Source organism: Arthrobacter sp. 08Y14 (genome assembly GCF_002929455.1).
GTDB lineage: Bacteria > Actinomycetota > Actinomycetes > Actinomycetales > Micrococcaceae > Arthrobacter_B > Arthrobacter_B sunyaminii.
Window position 1 is genome coordinate 277,016 of record NZ_PJIX01000002.1, and the last position, 18,440, is coordinate 295,455.

Below are 18,440 nucleotides of genomic sequence, written 5' to 3' on the forward strand. Positions count from 1 at the left end.
TTATGGTCAGAAGATGCCAAGATGAACGATGACAATCCGCGGCGCGTTCCGCCCTGGACCGAGCCGGCAAGCCGATGGGAATCTAATGGCAAAGTCCACCACTGCAATCGGCGCCGCGAAGGCATCCTCAGCACGCGGTGCCCAACGAACCGAGCAGATCATCAGGGCCGCCACCTTCCTGTTCCAGGAACACGGCTACCAGAACGTCAGCATTGACCAGATCGGTGCGGCCGTCGGACTCACGGGTCCCGCGGTATACCGGCACTTCAAGGGCAAGCATGACGTCCTGGCGCGAGCCCTCGAGGCGCAGTCGGCCGACGTGGAAGGCCTGTACGCCGTGGCGCAGGCGGAGGGGACAGCTGCCGCACGGCTGCAGCGCTACCTGGATGGGCTGAGCGACCTAACTGCCAATCGCGACGAGGCCACCTTGTGGCGACGCGAGCAGCAGCACCTTCAACCGGAGGAACGGATCAGGCTCAATGGACAGTTCGAGCTGAACCAGAAGCGTCTCGCCGAACTGCTGGTTGATGCCTACCCTGCAATGTCGACGCACCACGCGGAGCTCACCGGCCACACCATCCTGTCGATGTTCTCCAACACTCCCAGCATCGTGGGCTCCCTCAGTCCACAACGGTTGATGTACCTCCAGGGGGCCCTCGTTCAGGCGATGATCGCGGCACCTTTGCCCGAACCGGGGCCGACGTCGGTGCCGGCGGCTGTGCCTGTTTCACGCCGCCCTGCAGGACGGCGTGAGCGGATCCTCGAGGCCTCGGCACGCCTGTTTGGGGAACGCGGATTCTATGGAGTCTCGATCGACGACATCGCGAAGGCGTCCGAGGTTTCCCTGGCTACGCTTTACCAAAACGTGACGGGCAAGACGCAGGTACTCAAAGCGATCCTCGAACGCGGCGCCGAAGGCTTGCTGTATGTGACCGCCGATGCTCTGGCGTTTGCCGCCACACCGGACGCGGTGCTCGACACCCTGATCCGGACGTACGTCCGGCAGGCGTTCGGGGTGCACGGGCGTCTCATGCACATCCTGGCGAGTGACCTGCTGTACCTGACTCCTGAGGAGCAGGATGCCCTGCGTGAGACCCAGCGTGAGTATGTCGCTGAGTGGATCGATGCCATCTGCACGCTCAATAAAGCCTTGGCGCCTGCTGACGCCCGCGCCCTGGCTCAGGCCGTCATCGGGGTGGTCACGGACGCCTCCAAGACACCCCGGCTGCGAGCCCGCCCCGGTATTGCCGAGGAACTCGTGGTTCTCGCGCACTCGATGGTGCGTCTGTCAGCAGAGGATGCGCCCGTCGGGCAGTAATCTCCAAACTCGGGTTTTTTGCCCGCCTGAGCTTAAGGACGTCGAAGCCGGCTGCCATCTGTGCCCCACCGGTTCCTTTCTCATGCTTTCTCTTGCTCAAGCACGGTGTTCAAACCACCGCCTTGGACGGCGTGCTCACCCCTGGTGGGGCAACCCGGATCCGGTTTGGCGGCATTACGCCGCCAAGGTGCGCGAGGTCCATATGTCAGTGACGTCAGGCAGGACCTCGGGTCATAGGCAAGACTAACTTTTCACACTCGATTGAGAACAGTTATCGCTCGGCAGTTGGATGCTGATGCACAGAAATCTGCGAAAGATACCCGCATTCTAGGGCTATACGTACACCGGTGCATATTCAGCTTCAACAAATATGGCATTAGTCGTTGACCTAGCGCAAACCTTGGTGCAACGATGTGAACACTAACAATGTGGCGCGCATCACATATGGGTCGAAACATATGGCAGCTACCAGTGCAGCCTCATTCCGGCACTTCCCAGTACGACGCCCGCCTGCCAGGCCTAGAACTCCAATCACACTGCCAGCCACCGAAGGAGCACCGATGACCATCACTGAGAACGACGCCCCGCTGAAAGACGGCTCCCCGCCCAGCTTTCCGTTCGGGCGCACCTGCCCGTTCGCTCCGAATACCAAGTACGAGGGTTTCAGCGACGACAAGCTCGACAAAGTGGAATTCAACGGCACACCGGGGTGGCTCGTCACGGGTTACAACAACATACGCCAGGTCTTGGCCGACCCGCGGATGAGCGTGCGCGGTATCGATGACTCATCCCGCGGAGACGATGGGGATGCCGCAGTGCCGGGGTTCTTCGTGGCTATGGATCCGCCTCAGCATGACGACCTGCGCCGCATCCTGGCGCGAGAGTTCACGCCCCGGCGGATGGCGGCGATGCGGCCCACAGTGGAACGTATCGCCAACAGCCTGATCAACGAAATGGAGAAGGCAGACGGGCCTGTGGACATCGTTGAGGCCCTGTTCCTGCCCCTGCCCTCGCTGGTGATCTGTGAGCTCCTCGGGGTTCCCTACGACCGGCACGACTTCTTTCAGGACCGCACACGTGCGGTGCTGAAGCGCGGCAACACCCCTGAGCAGGTGGGCGCGGCAATTGGTGAGGTGATGGGCTATTTGGCCGAACTTGTGGTCGTCAAGCAGGAAAGCCCCGGGGATGACCTGGTTTCCCTGCTGACCAAGCACATCGACTCAGGCGATTTGAGTGTCACTGACGTCGCCGGCATGTCGACCTTCCTGTTGATGGCCGGGCACGAGACCACGGGCAACATGCTTGGCCTGGGGCTGTATGCACTTCTCGAACACCCCGAGCAGCTGGCGGAGCTGAAGGCGGACCTGGAGCTTATGCCTCAAGCGGTCGACGAGCTGCTACGCCACCTCGACATCATCGGCAGCCTGCCGAGGACCGCCACACAGGACATGGAGATTGCCGGCCAGCCGGTTGCGAAGGGCGAGCTGATCATGTTCTCCACCGAGAAGGGCAACCGGGATCCGGAGGTTTTTTCCGATCCCGATGTGTTGGACTTCCATCGCGATGCCAGCCGTCATCTCACGTTCGGTCACGGCATTCATGCCTGCTTGGGTGCTCCGCTGGCCCGTCTCGAATTGCGGGTTGTCTATGCGCTCCTGCTGGAGCGTCTGCCGAATCTGCGCCTGGCTATCCCCGCGGAGCAGATCGAGATGAAGAACGACGCCCGCATATTCGGCATCCACGAACTCCCTGTTACCTGGGACCGCTGAGATCCTCAGCGGGACTTGCGCATCCCATCAGTGAGAGAGGACACCGATGTCCATTCGCTCTATCCGTGATGACCACGAGGTCATCGTTGACACGATCTGTGACGTCGCATCGGGGGTCCGAAGCTTCATCCTGAGGCCGGTTACAGGGCAGGCACTCCCGCCCTGGACGCCGGGAGCACACGTCGACGTCGTGCTCCCGTCGGGCAGTGTGCGCCAGTACTCGCTGTGCGGCCACCCGGATCCGGAGAAGGGTTATCGGATCGGGGTGCTGCGGGAGCCTGAGTCGCGAGGCGGGTCACGGGAAGTGCACACGCTTGAGGTCGGCGCGAAGATCCGCATCGGAATCCCGCGCAACGAGTTCCCGCTGCTTCCCAGCCCGCGGTACCTGTTCCTGGCGGGCGGCATCGGCATCACGCCGCTGCTGCCCATGATCGTGGCCGCAGAGGCGGCGGGCGCCGAATGGCGGTTGGTTTACGGAGGGCGCAGCCGCGCGTCGATGGCTTTCCTGGACGAACTGGGCTCTCAGGCCGAGCGCGTCACGATCATGCCGCAGGACGAGTGCGGACTGATGGACCTGACCGGCCTGCTGGCGGTTCCAGCCGATGACACTTTGGTCTATGCCTGTGGCCCGGGTGGCTTTTTGGACGCGGTGGCAGCCAGCATGAAGGACTGGCCGGCTGGTTCGCTGCGCACCGAACGGTTCACCCGGAACGCCGCTAATGAAGCAAACGACCATGCGTTCGAGGTCGTCCTCGACCGGTCAGGCCTCAGCCTCACGGTGCCCGAGGATAAGTCCATCCTCGGCACGCTGCAGGCCGCCGGCATCGACGTGCCTTTCTCGTGCACCCAGGGGATGTGCGGCACCTGCGAACAGGAGGTGATCGAGGGCGTCCCCGATCACCGGGACAACGTGCTCACGCCTGAGGAACGTGAAGACGGCAAATACATCCTCATCTGTGTCTCCCGGTGCCAGGGCGCACGCCTGGTGCTGGACATGTAGGACGTGCAGCTCGTACCAATCCATCCAGTTTCATCCATCATTTCGAACAAGGGAGTTTGCCATGGACCGCGCAAAAGGAAAGATCGCTATCGTCACCGGAGCCACGTGGGTGGAAGCCGGCGGGCTGGACATCGGAGGGGCCGTCGCGTCGGCGCTGGCCGCTGAGGGGGCCAAGGTGGTGCTGGCCGACATCAAGATCGAAGCCGCCCAGGCGTTGGCCGATCGGCTGAACGATGAGCACGGCGACAAGACGGCCATTGCGGTCTATGCCGACATCCGCGACGAGGCGCAGATCGAGGCGCTCGTCCGGGAAGCCGTTTCGACCTTCGGCGGTCTGAACGTTGTGATCAACAATGCGGGAATCTTCCCGCAAAACGATGGTCCGATCGCCTCCATGGAGGTGGAGGTCTGGGATAACGTCTTCGCCACCAACCTACGTGGTGCGATGCTGCTGAGCAAGCACGCAATGCCGCATCTGGAGGAGAACGGCGGGTCGATCATCAACACCTCGTCCACCCATGCCTTCGCGGGTGACATGGCTTTGTCCGCCTACGGCGCGACCAAGGCTGCGCTGATCGCGCTGACGAAGTACACCGCTACCCAGCACGGCAAGAAGGGAGTGCGGGCGAATGCGATCTGTCCGGGAACCACCACGACTCCGCCGGCCCAGCAGCTCCCGCAGGCAATCAAGGACGTCTACACCGAGCACACTCTCAATCCGGCCATGAACACCCCCGAGCGTCTCGCACAGGTATTCCTGTTCCTGGCCTCGGACGAGTCACTGGGCATCAACGGTGAGATCATTCGTGTGGACGGGGGCCTGCTCAGCCACCAGCCATTCGTTCCGGACATGAACCGGCTCATGATGACGACCGTCGGATAAATCCCGCAAAGTAACGCTCCGCGTTGCTGGCTGAATCGGCGGCAGCGCTGCTCATGAACCAAGTGGTCCACGAGCAGCGCTGCCGCTTAGCTGACGCCGTGACCCATCGGCGTGAATCCATAGAACAAAAGGATCTCCATGACCACATGTACCGATGCTCCGCAGCCTGTGCCCGACACCGGCGGCGGACCCCTGTACGGCCTGCGGGTCGTCGAGCTCGCCGGCATCGGGCCGGGGCCCTACGCTGCGATGCTGCTGGCGGACATGGGTGCGGAGGTGGTCCGGATCGAGCGGCCCGGTACCGCCGGTGACGGGGGCATGCCGCTGACCGACGTGACCCGCAGAGGCCGCAAGTCCGTCATTCTGGATCTGCGGTATCCGGAGGGTATCCGTACTGTCCTCCGGCTGGTGGAGCAGGCGGATGTCCTCATCGAGGGATTCCGTCCGGGGGTCACCGAACGCCTTGGTGTCGGTCCGGAGGAGTGCCGGGCGGCCAACCCGCGGCTCGTCTACGGGCGGATGACCGGCTGGGGGCAGGATGGACCGCTCGCCCAGACCGCAGGCCACGACATTGACTACATCGCCTTGACCGGAGCCCTCGGAGCGATGGGGCGGCCGGGTGAAGCGCCTGCGCCCCCGCTTAATGTCGTGGGCGACTTCGGCGGAGGATCAACCTTCCTGGTGATCGGTATTCTTGCCGCTGTCTGGGAGGCCCAGCGATCAGGGCGGGGCCAAGTCGTGGACGCCGCGATCGTCGACGGCGCCAGCTCGCTGACCGGCCTGCTTCACGGCATGATGGCCTCGAATCTGTGGAACGACCGCCGCGGCGTCAACATGCTCGACGGCGGACTGCCCTGGTATGACACATACGCCACGTCCGACGGCGGCTACATGGCCGTGGGCGCGCTGGAGCCCAAGTTCTACGCCGAGTTCTCCGTGCTGATCGGCCTGACCGAAGAGGCCGCGCAGCGCGATGACCCGGCGATGTGGCCGAGGCTCCGCGAGTCGATCGCGGCTCGCTTCGCGTCGCGGACCCGGGCTGAATGGACTGAGGTTTTCGACGGCACCGACGCCTGCGTCGCCCCCGTACTTTCGTTGTCAGAAGCTGCGCAGCATCCGCACCTCGCCGCTCGGCAGACATTCGTGGAGATAGGCGGCGTGATGCAACCGGCGCCGGCGCCCCGATTCAGCCGTACCGGAAGCCCTATCCCGGAGGCTCCGCCGGTGATCGGCGTCCACACGCGCAGCGTTCTCGAGTCGTGGGGACTCAAGGACGTGGAAGTTGATGCGCTGATCGCCGCCGGAGCCGCGATTCAGGGGTGAAAGCCATTTCCCTGAACGCACAGGACGGTATTGATCTCCTGCGGTTTCAGCCGCTGCGGAGGGTCCCGCAAACTCTGTCAGTGCGAGATGGCAAACTGAAGATATGACTGAACCAGCTCTGGCACATTCAACAGAATTCGGACGGATGTACTCCCGGTCCCTCTCCGAACCGCCTACGGTACCGTCCATCACCACCGTGATCGCGCAGGGTGCCACGTCGCTGGACGGCTGGCACAGCCACATGGCTGCCACTGCGGTAGTCAAGGATCCCAAGCTCCCCGCAAGCCTCGGCAACCCCGGCGCGCTGCGCTCCCTCGTCAAGGAGGCCTCGCGAGCGTCGGAGCGTTACCGGGACCAGGCGGCTGAACGCGGAACGCGCGTGCACTATTACTGTGAGCAGGTTTCCCTGCGCGCCCTGGACCTTCCCCACGAACTTGAAGCGGCACGCACCGCGTTGCTGGAACACGGCGAGCACCAGTTCGCCGACCGTTTCGATGAGTGGTGGGACCTGTATCAGGTGGAGCCGCTGGCGCCGGAAATCACCGTGTGGAATGACGAACTCGGCTACGCCGGCACCCTTGATCTGGTGGCGCGCATCAACGGCCGGCTCTGCCTGATCGACTACAAGACCAAGAACACGGACCGCGACGGACAGGTCAAACCGCTGGATGACAAGGTTGTCATGCAGCTGGTGGCCGGCATGAAGGCGAAGGAATCCCTGGTGGACGCGGGCAAGGGCATCTGGGAGCCGTGGGCCTACGGCGAGGATCCGCTGCTGCTCGGTGTCGCCGTCGGGCAAACTGAAGTGCGGCCCATGCGCGCCAACCCCGCTGTCCTTCCGCAGCACTGGTTCAAGTTCTGTGCCCTGCGCCGGCTTTGGCAAACCTCGTACGACGTCGCGGGCGCAGGCCGCGCGCTCCTGCCCATTGCGCCGCCGCCGGTCGGGGCGCATGCAGTCCGGGCTCCCCAAACCTCGTCCACTTAAGCAAGCGGGGCGGGGGTATAGCCAAGGGTAGAGCACCTCAGTAGACACACACCGAGCACCCATTGTGCCTTCGTGCCCCCGCGCCTGATTGCGCGGGGGAGCCGCAATGCGCCCGGCGCAACTAGACTGGTTCCGGGCAACAATCAGTTAGCAGATGCGCAGTAACAGTAAGGAACGAAACCTAGATGGCAATCCTGAACATCCGGATTATCGGCGACCCCGTCCTGAGGACCCGCGCTGAGGAGGTCACGGACTTCGGACCGGAGCTGGCCAAGCTCGTCGCCGACATGGAAGAAACCATGGAGGATGTTGACGGCGCCGGTCTTGCCGCACCCCAGGTGGGTGTCAGCCTCCGGGTGTTCACCTACCGGATTGACGGCCAGTCCGGGCACGTTGTCAATCCCGTCCTTGAGCTGAGCGAAGACCGCCAGGAAGACCAGATGGAGGGCTGCCTCTCCATTCCCGGACTGGGCTATCCCGTTTCCCGCAGCCGCTGGACCCGCGTCACCGGTGTGGACAAGGACGGCAATCCCGTGACGCTCGAAGGCGAGGGCATGCTCGCCCGCGCTTTCCAGCATGAAACCGACCATTTGGATGGCGTGCTCTACATTGACCGGCTCGAAGGCGAAAACCGCAAGAAGGCACTTCGCGCCATCCGCCAGGCAGACTATGACGCCATTGCCGGACGCACGACGGCGGAGCGCGCCCAGACTGTCGGCTCGGCCTTCGGCGCCGGAGCGTCCTTCGGCACCGGCGGAAAGGCCTAGCGGCCCGTGGCTCTGCGCGTACTTTTCGCCGGCACCCCTTCCGTCGCCGTCCCCTCACTGAACGCCCTGCTGGAAGCAGGCTTCGACGTCGTCGCCGTGCTCACCCGCCCCGACGCACCGCTGGGGCGCAAACGCACCCTCACGCCGTCGCCCGTTGCAGCCCGGGCCGAAGAACTGGGCCTGCCGGTGATCCGGGCGGCAAAGATCGACGACGACGCCGTGGCCGCCATCCGTGCCGCCAACCCGGATGTTGCCGCCATCGTTGCCTACGGCGGACTCATCCCCGAACGGGCGCTGACCATCCCCGAACACGGCTGGATCAACCTGCACTTTTCCCTGCTCCCCGCCTGGCGCGGCGCAGCCCCCGTGCAGCACGCCGTCATTAACGGCGACGACGTCACCGGCGCCTCGACGTTCCTGCTGGAAAAGGGCCTGGATACCGGCCCCGTGTACGGCCAACTGACGGAGACCGTGCACCCGGAAGACACCAGCGGCGCGCTGCTGGAACGGCTCTCGCGCAGTGGCGCCGTGCTGCTTGCGCAGACGCTCAGTGCTATTGAAACCGGCGCGGCACACGCTGTGCCGCAAACGGGGAACATCACGCTGGCTCCCAAACTGACCATCGACGATGCCCGGATTGACTGGCAGCAGCCTGCACTGGCTATCCGCCGCCGGATCAACGGCGTCACGCCGGAACCGGGTGCGTGGACCACATGGGACGGCGCCCGTTTCAAGATCGGCTCCGCCGTGCTGCGCCCTGACATCACCGATCTGGCCCCCGGCCAGGTCCGCTTCACCGGCGGTGCGCAGGCTGCGGCCGTCGTCGGCACCGGTTCATCCGGGCTGGAACTGGCGCAGGTGCAGCCCGCGGGCAAGAAAATGATGCCGGGGGCCGACTGGGCCCGCGGCCTGGCCAACCGTGAGGACGTGGTCTTCGAATGACCCCCCAAAACAGCACTCCGCAGAACAACACGCCCTCTGCCCGTTCAGCCCAGGGCAACAAGGCACGCAACGAAAAGGGACACGAACGCAGCCGTCCCGCCGTGCGCAGCTATACCAAGCAGGCGCCGGGCCAGCGCACGCGTGCCGCGGATCCGGCCCGGCTGGTCGCCTTCGAGGTGCTCCGCGCCGTGTCCGAGGATGACGCCTATGCCAACCTCGTACTGCCCAAGAGCATCCGCAAGCACCACCTGGACAAACGGGATGCCGGGTTCGCCACTGAACTTGCCTACGGCGCGCTGCGCGGGCAGGGAACCTATGACGCGATCCTGGCCAAGTGCGTGGACCGCCCGCTGGAGCGGCTGGACCCCGCCGTTCTGGACGCCCTGAGGATTGGCGCCCACCAGCTGCTGGCGATGCGCGTTCCGGCGCACGCGGCACTGGACCAGACGGTGGGCCTGGCCCGTGCGGTCATTGGTGCCGGCCCGTCAGCACTCATCAACGCCGTGCTGCGCAAGGTTGCAGCACGCGACCTGGACTCCTGGCTCGAGGAACTGACCCGCGGCGAAACCGACGCGACCAAGCGGGCGGCCATTGAACACAGCCATCCGGAATGGATTGTCCGCGCCCTGCGCCAGTCCCTGGTGGCCCACGGCCGCAGCGTCGAGGAAATCACCGACCTGCTGCAGGCGGACAACGACGCCCCGGTGGTGAACCTCGTGGCTCTGCCCGGTCTGGGCTCGTTGAATGAGGCGCGCGAGGCCGGAGCCGTGGACGGTGAGCTGGTTGCCGACTCGGCCCTGTACTCGGCCGGGGACGTCGGCCGCCTGGAATCCGTCCGAGCCGGAACCACGCGCGTCCAGGATGCCGGATCCCAGCTCGTGGCACGTGCCCTGGCGGCAGTGGACATTGGCGACCGAACCGCTGACGGCAGCCGCGACGGCGAGCAGTGGCTGGACCTTTGCGCCGGCCCCGGCGGCAAGGCAGCTTTGCTGGCCGCCCTGGCCAACGAGAAGGGTGCCATCCTGCTGGCCAACGAACCGGCAGCGCATCGCGCCAAGCTGGTCCGCCAGGCGCTGGAAGCAGTTCCGGGCGAGGTCTGGGACGTACGCACCGGGGACGGACGCAGCATTGCCGAGCAGTATCCGGATACCTTTGACCGCATCCTGGTGGACGCCCCGTGCACCGGGCTGGGTGCCCTGCGCCGTCGGCCGGAATCCCGCTGGCGCCGCAAGCCCACCGACGTGGGGGAGCTTGGCGCGCTGCAGCGTGAACTGCTCACCGCAGCGGTCGATGCCGTCAAGCCCGGCGGGGTGGTGGGCTACGTGACCTGCTCGCCGCACCCGGCCGAGACCACCGCCGTCGTCGCCGATGTGCTGCGCCTGCGCAATGACCTCGAACTGCTCGACGCCGGGGCGGCGCTGGACAGTGCCAGCCTTACCGGGAATCTGGAGGCCGGCCACGAGCTCACCGCGCAGCTGTGGCCGCACATCCATCAGACCGATGCGATGTTCCTGGCCCTGATCCGCCGCAAAGTCTAACCTGACTGTTCGCAAGTCTGACCGTTCACTAGGAGAACCATGAGCAAGTGCTGCATCAACCCGAGCATCCTCTCGGCCGACTTCGTCAACCTCCAGGCCGAGCTGGAGCGGATCAGCACCGCCGACGCCGTCCACGTGGACGTCATGGACAACCATTTTGTGCCGAACCTGACCATCGGACTGCCGGTGGTGCAGCGCATTCAGGAAGTCAACGCGCTGCCCCTGGACGCGCACCTGATGATTTCCGACGCCGACCGCTGGGCTCCGCTGTACGCGGAGCTGGGACTGGCATCGGTCACGTTCCATGTGGAAGCTTCCGCCGCGCCGATCAAGCTGGCGCGCGACCTTCGTGACCGCGGTGCAAAGGCAGGCATGGCGCTGCGCCCGGCTACCCCGGTGGAACCGTACCTGGACATGCTCTCCGAACTGGACATGCTGCTGATTATGACCGTGGAGCCGGGCTTTGGCGGGCAGAAGTTCCTGGACGTTACGCTGCCGAAGATCCGCCGCGCCGCAGAGGCCGTCCGCGGCTCGAACCTGCCGCTTGCCATCCAGGTGGACGGAGGTATTTCCGCTGACACCATCGAGCGCGCTGCCGAGGCCGGCGCGAACGTGTTTGTGGCGGGCTCAGCGGTTTACGGCAGCGGAGACCCGAACGACGCCATCAGCAAGCTGCGTGCCGCCGCGGAGGCTGCAGCGCGCTGACGGTTCGGGCCGCCGTCGGCATCCCCTACACAGTGTGACGAATATTACTTGAACCTTCATCTAAAAGTGGCGCATGGCCGGACAAGTTGTGTAAGAATGTGTTTAAGAATCGTGCTCCGGGGTCGGTGTAATTCCGAACCGGCGGTTATAGTCCGCGACCCGCACTGCAGCTCCCGAACATCGGGAAAAGCGGTGCGGTTGAACTGGTGAAATTCCAGTACCGACAGTTAAAGTCTGGATGGGAGAAGCACGTGCAGTTTGTTGAACCGACGGTTAACGTCCCCTCAAGCGGGGACCCAGCTGTCGATGCACCGTACTGTCGTACCCCCGGAGCCGCCGCTCACGGATAGGAACGACATGGATTTTTTGCGGTGGCTCTTTGACGCTCAGGTACCGGTGGGATCTTCATCCCTGATGGTGCGCGAGGTCGTAGGCAATATTTTCGGGCTCCTCAGCGCCCTGGGCGGCATGCGCCGCAAAGTCTGGGCCTGGCCGGTGGGCATCATCGGCAACGCTCTTCTGCTCACCGTTTTCGTCGGCTCGCTGTTCGGCGACGCAGACTCCGCCACCCTCCTTGGCCAGGCGGGACGGCAGATCATGTTTATCGCCGTATCCGTCTACGGCTGGCGCCGCTGGTCCCAGAGTAAGAACGACGGCGGCACCGCAGTCACGCCCCAATGGGCATCCGGCACCGAACGCCTTGGCCTGGTGGCAGCCCTGCTGATTGGAACCGTTGCCCTGACCCCGGTCTTCGCCCGCCTGGGCTCCTATGAGCCGGTGTGGGCCGATGCCTGGACCTTTGTCGGATCCCTCCTCGCCACGTACGGCATGGCCAAGGGGTGGGTGGAGTTCTGGCTGATCTGGGTGGCCGTGGACATTGTGGGCGTGCCTCTGCTGTTCAGCGCCGGTTACTACGCGACGGCGTTCATGTACGTCTTCTACGGCATCTTTACCCTGATCGGGTTCTTTGTCTGGGCCAAAGCCAAAAAGGATGAAAAGCCCGAGGTGGAGACGGTGATGCCTGACCCCAGGGTGGTGCGGTGACCGGCCCGCACGGCGGCATCCCGGCTGACGGCGGCGCTGCCGAACGCGGAGCTGCCGAGCGCAACGCCATGGACCTCGCACTGGACCTCGCTCGAAAGGGCATCCGCGGTGCAAACCCCCTGGTGGGCGCAGTGGTCCTCGACTCCGCGGGGGCGGTTCTGAACAGCGGCTTCCACCGCGGCGCCGGAACCGCCCACGCGGAAGCCGATGCCCTCGCCAACGCCGCCGCCAGCGGCGCAGACGTCACCGGGGCAACCATGGTGGTGACTCTTGAGCCGTGCAACCACACCGGACGGACCGGGCCCTGTTCCCAGGCAATCATCAATGCCGGCATCTCGCGGGTCATCTATGCCGCTGTCGATTCAACTGCTGACGCAGCCGGGGGAGCTGCAGCGCTGGCTGCCGCAGGAGTGAGCGTTGACGGTGGCCTCATGGCAGCCGAATCAACGGATCTCAATCACCGCTGGATCCGTGCCGCGCAGGAAAAACGGCCCTTCGTGACGGTCAAATCCGCGCAGAGCCTGGATGGCCGAACCGCTGCCGAAGACGGCTCCAGTCAGTGGATCACCGGAAGTCTGGCCCGCACCGACGGGCATTCCATCCGCACCCGCGCGGACGCCGTCGTCGTCGGAACCGGCACCGTGCTGGCGGACAATCCGCAGCTGACCGCACGGAACGCCGACGGTGAGGATGCCGTTCAGCAACCGCTGCGGGTAGCCGTAGGGCACCGGCCCGTGCCGGATGATGCAGCCATTCGCGGAACCGACGGACGGTTCCTCCAGCTCTTTGAGCATGACCCGGCGGAAATCTGCCGGGACCTGTACGCACGGGGGGTCCGCCACCTCATGATCGAAGGCGGCGCCACTGTCGCCGGTGCCTTCCTGCGCGCCGGACTTGCGGACGAACTGGTCGCCTACATCGCGCCGGTTCTGCTGGGCGCCGGCACCCCGGCGTTCGCCAACCTCGGCGTGCATACCCTCTCTGATGCCTCCCGCTGGCGCTGGGACGAGACCGACGGCGGTGCCGCGCGGTTGGTGGGCGCTGACCTGCGGCTGCGGCTTGAGCCCGTGCCGGCCGACGCCCAGCCGGTTGACGTACCCGCCGGCACCCAACAACTGGAAGGATGACTCGTGTTTACCGGAATTGTGGCTGAACAGGGCAGCGTTGTATCCCTGGACCCGAACACCGAGGATGACTCGGCTGTACTTGTCATCAGTGCCCCGGCCACCGGCGTGGGCCTGGAGCTGGGCGGATCCATCGCGGTGAACGGCGTCTGCCTCACGGCCACGGCCCTGGACGGAGATCGGATTTCGCTGGACGTCATGGGCGAAACCCTGGACCGGACCACCACGGGCAAACTCCGGCCGGGAACGAGGGTCAATCTGGAACGCTGCGTTCCGGCCGGCGGCCGGCTGGACGGCCACGTGGTGCAGGGCCATGTGGACGGCGTCGGTGAACTGCTGGAGCGGGAGAACCTCGGCAACTGGGACCGGCTGCGCTTTGGCGTGCCGGCACAGCTGGCCAGGTACATCGCCGAGAAGGGGTCCATCGCCGTCGACGGCGTTTCACTCACGGTCACTGCGGTCAGCGGTGCCGAGGAACCGCAGCAGTGGTTCGAGGTGGGCCTGATTCCGACCACCCTGGAAGCAACCGGCCTCGGGACGCTGGTGCCGGGGTCGGCGGTGAATCTGGAAGTTGATGTGCTGGCCAAGTATGCAGAGCGGCTGCTTGCCTTCGCCAACCCGAAGAAACCAGCCCACGCTGCCGAAGGAGAAGAACTATGAGCATCCGAGCCGGGAGCACTAACGCTGATGTTCCGCCCGAGATGATCCTGCTGGACAGTATTGACGCAGCGGTGGAGGCCATCGCCCTGGGACGTCCCGTCGTCGTCGTGGACGATGAGGACCGCGAGAATGAAGGCGACATCATCTTTGCCGCCCAGCATGCCACACCCGAGCTGATGGGCTGGACGGTCCGTTACACGTCCGGGGTGATCTGCGTGCCGCTGCCCGGATCCTACGCGGACCGGCTGAATCTGCCGCCCATGACCGCCGTCAACGAGGACACCAAGGGCACCGCCTACACAGTGTCCTGCGACGCCGCTGTTGGTGTGAGCACCGGTATCAGCGCTGCGGACCGGGCCACTACGTCCCGGGTACTCGCCAATCCGGGCGCGTCTGCCGCTGATCTGCATCGCCCCGGACACGTTTTCCCGCTTAGGGCGCACGACGACGGCGTCCGCGGGCGCCGCGGACACACCGAGGCAGCTGTGGAGCTGGCGCGGCTGGCCAACTGCACACCCGTGGGTGTGATTGCCGAACTCGTCCACGACGAGGGATCCATGATGCGGTTGCCTGCACTGCGCGCGTTTGCCGATATGCACGATCTGCCGCTGATCTCCATCGACGATTTGGTGGCGTATCTGGAGCGTGCACACTCACCCAACGCGGAGGGAAACTGATGAGCGGACCTGTTTCCGGCGTCGTTCCCGGTCCCGAAGTTCATCTGCCGACTCCCTACGGCGATTTCATTGCCCAGGCCTGGACCGATCAGCGCACCGGGGCGGAGCACATGACTGTCTCCTCGCCGGGAACAGGCATCCAGCAGGACGCCGCCGGAGCCGGTTCCGACGGCGGACCAGCGGCCCCGCTGGTACGGCTGCACTCGGAGTGCCTCACCGGAGATGTTTTTGGCTCCTACCGCTGTGACTGCGGAGAGCAGCTGGAGCAGGCCCTGGAATTAATCAATCTGCACGGAGGCACCGTGATCTACCTGCGCGGCCACGAGGGACGCGGGATAGGACTGGCCAACAAGCTGCGGGCCTACGCCCTGCAGGAAGCCGGGGCCGACACGGTGGATGCCAACGAGCAGCTGGGACTTCCCGTGGACGGGCGCGACTATGAGTCCGCCGCGGATATCCTGCACTCGCTGGGACTGAACCGGATCCGGCTGCTGAGCAACAACCCGGCCAAACGCGACCGGCTGCAGCAGTATGGAATTACGGTCGCCGCCATGGTGCCTTCGGAAGTGCCGGTCCGGGCCGAAAATGAGCGCTACCTGCAGACCAAGCGGGACCGGATGGACCACCGGCTGACTCTGCTGCGCACCCAGCCGGTCCAGCAGGGCTAACTGAACCTGACCAAGACAAGACCTGCCCCCTAAGAATTCACCACAAGAGCCCACTACCAGGAGTAAATACGATGAGCGGACACGGCGCACCGGACAATGACGTCAGCAGCATCAAGGCCAAGGGCCTGGATATCCGGGTGGCCATCGTGGCCGCCAGCTGGCACACCGAGATTATGGACGGCTTGATCAACGGCGCCCTGCGCGCCGTGGAGGATGCGGGCCTGCTGCCGAAGCTGATCCGGGTGCCGGGAAGCTTTGAACTGCCCGTTGCCGCGGCCCGGCTGGCACCGCACTTTGATGCCGTGGTTGCCCTCGGCGTCGTCATCCGCGGCGGGACACCGCACTTCGACTACGTCTGCTCCGCGGCAACTACCGGCCTGACCGACGTCAGCGTCCGCACCGGCACACCGATCGGCTTCGGCGTGCTGACCTGCGATACGGAGCAGCAGGGCCTGGACCGGGCGGGTCTTCCCGGCTCCTCCGAAGACAAGGGCTACGAGGCGGTGGCTGCCGCGGTGAACACAGTGGCAGCCTTGCGCGGCGCCGGGGTCTGAGGGCTTAAGGGCCTATGGAAAGCGGGCAGGGGAGGCCTGCCCGCTATTCCAGGGATCTCAGGCGGCCTTCGGGCGGAAGATCAGCACCGGGCAATGCGCATGATTGACGACTTGATGCGAGACCGCTCCGAGATGCAGCCCTTCGAATCCGCCGTATCCGCGTGCGCCAACAACAATAAGATCCGCTTCCCTGGCGGCGTCGACTATCGCAGCAGCGGGCGAGTGGTTGTGGACAACGTGGCCCGTGGCCGCGGCGCCCTTGTCTGCTGCGAACTTCAGCGCTTCGGCATTCAGCTTGCCGGCGTCTTCCTCGGGAGCAGGCGCAACGGCGATTCCACCCGCCGCAGTCTCCAACACCTCCGGATACCATGCCAACGGCGGCTTGCTCCAAGCCGTAATCAACTGGAGCCGGCCATTGCGCAGACGGGCCTCATCAGCGGCCCATTCCAGGGCCAGCCGAGAATCGGGGGAGCCGTCAACGCCAACAACAATCGTGAACGAGCTGCTATCGGTCATTTGTCCTCCACCTTTCGTCGGCCTTCACTGAGCATCGTAGACCGGCGTCTGCGCGGTGGTCAGGGTGCACGGGGCTTAGGCGGTTGCGGGACCCGATAATCGCGCGCAGTAATGCTGCCGCGCAAGGCTTAAATCTTCGGTGAGGGCTGCGCCGCAGGTCCTGGGGCGGTTACTCTGGCGAGATGCTAAAGGGATTCAAAGACTTCATCATGAAGGGCAATGTCCTGGACCTGGCGGTTGCCGTAATCATCGGCGCAGCGTTTACGACCGTCGTGAACGCCCTGGTCAACTCGGTGCTTATGCCGTTCATTTCCGGGCTCGTCGGTTCGCCGAACTTCGACAGTTTCGCGGCGGTTGACTTCAACGGGAACCAGATTCAGTTCGGGGTCCTGCTGACTGCCGTCGTGAACTTCCTGCTCGTCGCGGCTGCCGTGTACTTCGCGATCGTGCTGCCGATGAACAAAATGATCGAACGGCGCAACCGCAGGCTGGGGATCACCCCGGAGGAGGAAGCGGATCCGCAGGTGATGCTGCTGACCGAGATCCGGGATGCGCTCACTTCGCAGCCGCCGAACGGGACGCCCCACGCCGAGAGCGGGCCGAAACACTAATCGGGATCCGATCGGGCCGGGACTGCCGGGTCCCCAGGAGCGAAGCGCTCTTTTTGTGACCGCCGCTGGGTACAGCGCAGCGCTGCAAGGAATGACACAACGAGCGGGAGCACCGGAAGAACGAACCCCTGAGACGCGACCAGGAATCCGTACAGTATCCACAACAGGATTGCCGTGACAATCCATCCCGCCAGTATGCGATGAGTGATCTCAGGGGCTGGCGGCACAAGGCCAGCCGCTTTCCGCTCCTTGGCCTCCCGCCACGACGCTAACCCAAAAGGCGTCAGGATCAGGAGGGACACGACCGCCCCCAGAGCCGAAGATGCCGACTCGGACAGGCCAAGAACCTGCAGAAGGACACGAGCGAGCGGGTCCACCAGTACGAAGGTCAGAACCAGCCACAGGTAGAACCTCCGCTGCCACAGAGGCAACTCTGCCCAGGTTCGGTTTTCGTAGGCGAAGCGTTTCGCAGCGTCATCCGCGGGTCCCAACGTGCGATCCCCCGGGATCACTTCTCCTGGAACCGGGGATCCCAGGGCGAGCCGTTGATGTGGCTGCCTCCGTCTACGAAGAGGGTGTTGCCCGTGAGGTATCTTGCGTCTTCGCTGGCGAGGAACACTGCCACGCCGCCCAGATCGGATTCTGCGTCTCCCATGCGGCCCATGGGCAGTGCGGCATCAGTGGCGGCAGCTGCCTCGGGGTGAAGCTCAGCGTATTTCCGATAAGCCGCTGACGCCACGGCGGGGCACATGATGTTCGCGGTGATGCCGTACGGAGCCCATTCCCGGGCGGCTGTGCGGGTGAGGGCACGCAGCGCTTCTTTGCTGGCGTTGTAGGCGGCCGTGCCCATATGGGCGTTGACACCGTTGAGGGAGCTGATGTTGATGATCCGGCCCCACTGCTGCGCTTTCATGACGGGAAAGGCCTTTTTCATGGCCCAGTTCGGTGCGAGCACGTTCATCGTGAAGTTCGCTTCATACTCTTCGTCGGTTTTGTCCTCCACTCGGTGGATGCCCCAGCTGCGGTACGCGTTGTTGACGAGGATGTCGATGGAGCCGAAGTCTTCAATGGCAGTTTGTACTGCAGCGTCCATCTGCGATTTGTCCGTGATGTCGCAGTGAACAAACGCTGCCTGGCCGCCGTCGTTGTTGATGCCGTCGGCCGTGGCCTGCCCTTTGGCGTCGTCGAACTCTGCAATGAGTACCGCCGCGCCGGCCTGTGCGAAGCGGCGGGCGATTCCCTGCCCGAGCCCGTCACCGCCGCCGGTCACCAGCGCCACCCGGCCCTTCAACTGATTGTCTGTCATCGTTAATCCTCCGGTTGTTGAACTCGTGTTCAGTTCGTTCGTACGCGTGC

The 18,440-nt window shown here is 64.8% G+C and carries 19 protein-coding genes and 1 riboswitch; of the genes, 17 read left to right on the plus strand and 2 right to left on the minus strand.

Annotated features, from left to right (window positions below; all coding sequences use genetic code 11):
* The first annotated feature begins 85 nt into the window (after positions 1-85).
* The 16 genes from CXR03_RS07865 to ribH all read left to right on the plus strand — a co-directional run bounded on the left by CXR03_RS07865 (position 86) and on the right by ribH (position 15,957).
* Positions 86-1,318 (plus strand): TetR/AcrR family transcriptional regulator, encoded by a 1,233-nt coding sequence (locus tag CXR03_RS07865; protein ID WP_104103190.1) that lies wholly within the window; start codon positions 86-88, stop codon positions 1,316-1,318.
* Between the two features lie 560 nt (positions 1,319-1,878).
* Positions 1,879-3,087, plus strand: a complete 1,209-nt coding sequence (locus tag CXR03_RS07870; RefSeq protein WP_104103191.1) for a cytochrome P450 — start codon at positions 1,879-1,881, stop codon at positions 3,085-3,087.
* A gap of 46 nt (positions 3,088-3,133) precedes the next feature.
* Positions 3,134-4,087: a PDR/VanB family oxidoreductase gene (locus CXR03_RS07875; protein WP_104103193.1), complete on the plus strand. Its 954-nt coding sequence runs from the start codon at positions 3,134-3,136 to the stop codon at positions 4,085-4,087.
* A 61-nt stretch (positions 4,088-4,148) separates the two neighbouring features.
* Positions 4,149-4,970 (plus strand): SDR family NAD(P)-dependent oxidoreductase, encoded by an 822-nt coding sequence (locus CXR03_RS07880; RefSeq protein WP_104103194.1) that lies wholly within the window; start codon positions 4,149-4,151, stop codon positions 4,968-4,970.
* A 138-nt stretch (positions 4,971-5,108) separates the two neighbouring features.
* Positions 5,109-6,293 carry a CaiB/BaiF CoA-transferase family protein gene (locus CXR03_RS07885; RefSeq protein WP_104103196.1) on the plus strand — a complete coding sequence of 395 codons (1,185 nt, stop codon included), beginning with the start codon at positions 5,109-5,111 and terminating at the stop codon, positions 6,291-6,293.
* A gap of 103 nt (positions 6,294-6,396) precedes the next feature.
* On the plus strand, positions 6,397-7,278 hold the full coding sequence (locus CXR03_RS07890) for a cytochrome (protein ID WP_104103197.1): 882 nt from the start codon (positions 6,397-6,399) through the stop codon (positions 7,276-7,278).
* A gap of 185 nt (positions 7,279-7,463) precedes the next feature.
* Positions 7,464-8,045, plus strand: a complete 582-nt coding sequence (gene def, locus CXR03_RS07895; protein WP_104103199.1) for a peptide deformylase — start codon at positions 7,464-7,466, stop codon at positions 8,043-8,045.
* Between the two features lie 12 nt (positions 8,046-8,057).
* Positions 8,058-8,987 (plus strand): methionyl-tRNA formyltransferase, encoded by a 930-nt coding sequence (gene fmt, locus CXR03_RS07900; protein ID WP_104104038.1) that lies wholly within the window; start codon positions 8,058-8,060, stop codon positions 8,985-8,987.
* Entirely contained in the window at positions 8,984-10,525 is a 1,542-nt protein-coding gene (locus CXR03_RS07905; protein WP_104103200.1) for an RsmB/NOP family class I SAM-dependent RNA methyltransferase, read from the plus strand. The genes fmt and CXR03_RS07905 overlap by 4 nt, the downstream gene beginning before the upstream one ends.
* A gap of 39 nt (positions 10,526-10,564) precedes the next feature.
* Complete coding sequence (gene rpe, locus CXR03_RS07910) at positions 10,565-11,230, plus strand: ribulose-phosphate 3-epimerase (RefSeq protein ID WP_104103202.1); 666 nt, start codon at positions 10,565-10,567, stop codon at positions 11,228-11,230.
* A gap of 108 nt (positions 11,231-11,338) precedes the next feature.
* Positions 11,339-11,484: riboswitch (FMN riboswitch) on the plus strand.
* Positions 11,485-11,587: 103 nt separating this feature from the next.
* On the plus strand, positions 11,588-12,274 hold the full coding sequence (gene pnuC / locus CXR03_RS07915) for a nicotinamide riboside transporter PnuC (protein WP_104103203.1): 687 nt from the start codon (positions 11,588-11,590) through the stop codon (positions 12,272-12,274).
* Positions 12,271-13,401: a bifunctional diaminohydroxyphosphoribosylaminopyrimidine deaminase/5-amino-6-(5-phosphoribosylamino)uracil reductase RibD gene (gene ribD / locus CXR03_RS07920; protein WP_258073551.1), complete on the plus strand. Its 1,131-nt coding sequence runs from the start codon at positions 12,271-12,273 to the stop codon at positions 13,399-13,401. The genes pnuC and ribD overlap by 4 nt, the downstream gene beginning before the upstream one ends.
* A 3-nt stretch (positions 13,402-13,404) precedes the next feature.
* The gene (locus CXR03_RS07925; protein WP_104103205.1) at positions 13,405-14,058 is read left to right on the plus strand and encodes a riboflavin synthase; all 654 of its coding nucleotides are present in this window, start codon (positions 13,405-13,407) and stop codon (positions 14,056-14,058) included.
* Positions 14,055-14,735, plus strand: a complete 681-nt coding sequence (gene ribB / locus CXR03_RS07930) for a 3,4-dihydroxy-2-butanone-4-phosphate synthase (RefSeq protein ID WP_104103206.1) — start codon at positions 14,055-14,057, stop codon at positions 14,733-14,735. Before CXR03_RS07925 ends, ribB begins: the two co-directional genes overlap by 4 nt.
* On the plus strand, positions 14,735-15,403 hold the full coding sequence (gene ribA / locus CXR03_RS07935) for a GTP cyclohydrolase II (RefSeq protein WP_104103208.1): 669 nt from the start codon (positions 14,735-14,737) through the stop codon (positions 15,401-15,403). Before ribB ends, ribA begins: the two co-directional genes overlap by 1 nt.
* A gap of 71 nt (positions 15,404-15,474) precedes the next feature.
* Positions 15,475-15,957, plus strand: coding sequence for a 6,7-dimethyl-8-ribityllumazine synthase (gene ribH, locus CXR03_RS07940; RefSeq protein WP_104054533.1), 483 nt, complete (start codon positions 15,475-15,477; stop codon positions 15,955-15,957).
* Positions 15,958-16,014: 57 nt separating this feature from the next.
* Here the strand turns inward: ribH and CXR03_RS07945 are convergent, their stop codons facing one another.
* Entirely contained in the window at positions 16,015-16,473 is a 459-nt protein-coding gene (locus tag CXR03_RS07945; protein WP_104054532.1) for a universal stress protein, read from the minus strand.
* A gap of 182 nt (positions 16,474-16,655) precedes the next feature.
* On the opposite strand from CXR03_RS07945, the gene mscL reads away from it, so the two are divergent.
* Positions 16,656-17,084 (plus strand): large conductance mechanosensitive channel protein MscL, encoded by a 429-nt coding sequence (gene mscL, locus CXR03_RS07950; RefSeq protein WP_104103209.1) that lies wholly within the window; start codon positions 16,656-16,658, stop codon positions 17,082-17,084.
* A gap of 508 nt (positions 17,085-17,592) precedes the next feature.
* Here mscL and CXR03_RS07960 read toward each other — a convergent pair.
* A complete protein-coding gene (locus tag CXR03_RS07960) occupies positions 17,593-18,390 on the minus strand; it encodes an SDR family NAD(P)-dependent oxidoreductase (protein ID WP_104103212.1) in 798 nt (265 codons plus the stop codon).
* Positions 18,391-18,440: the final 50 nt, after the last annotated feature.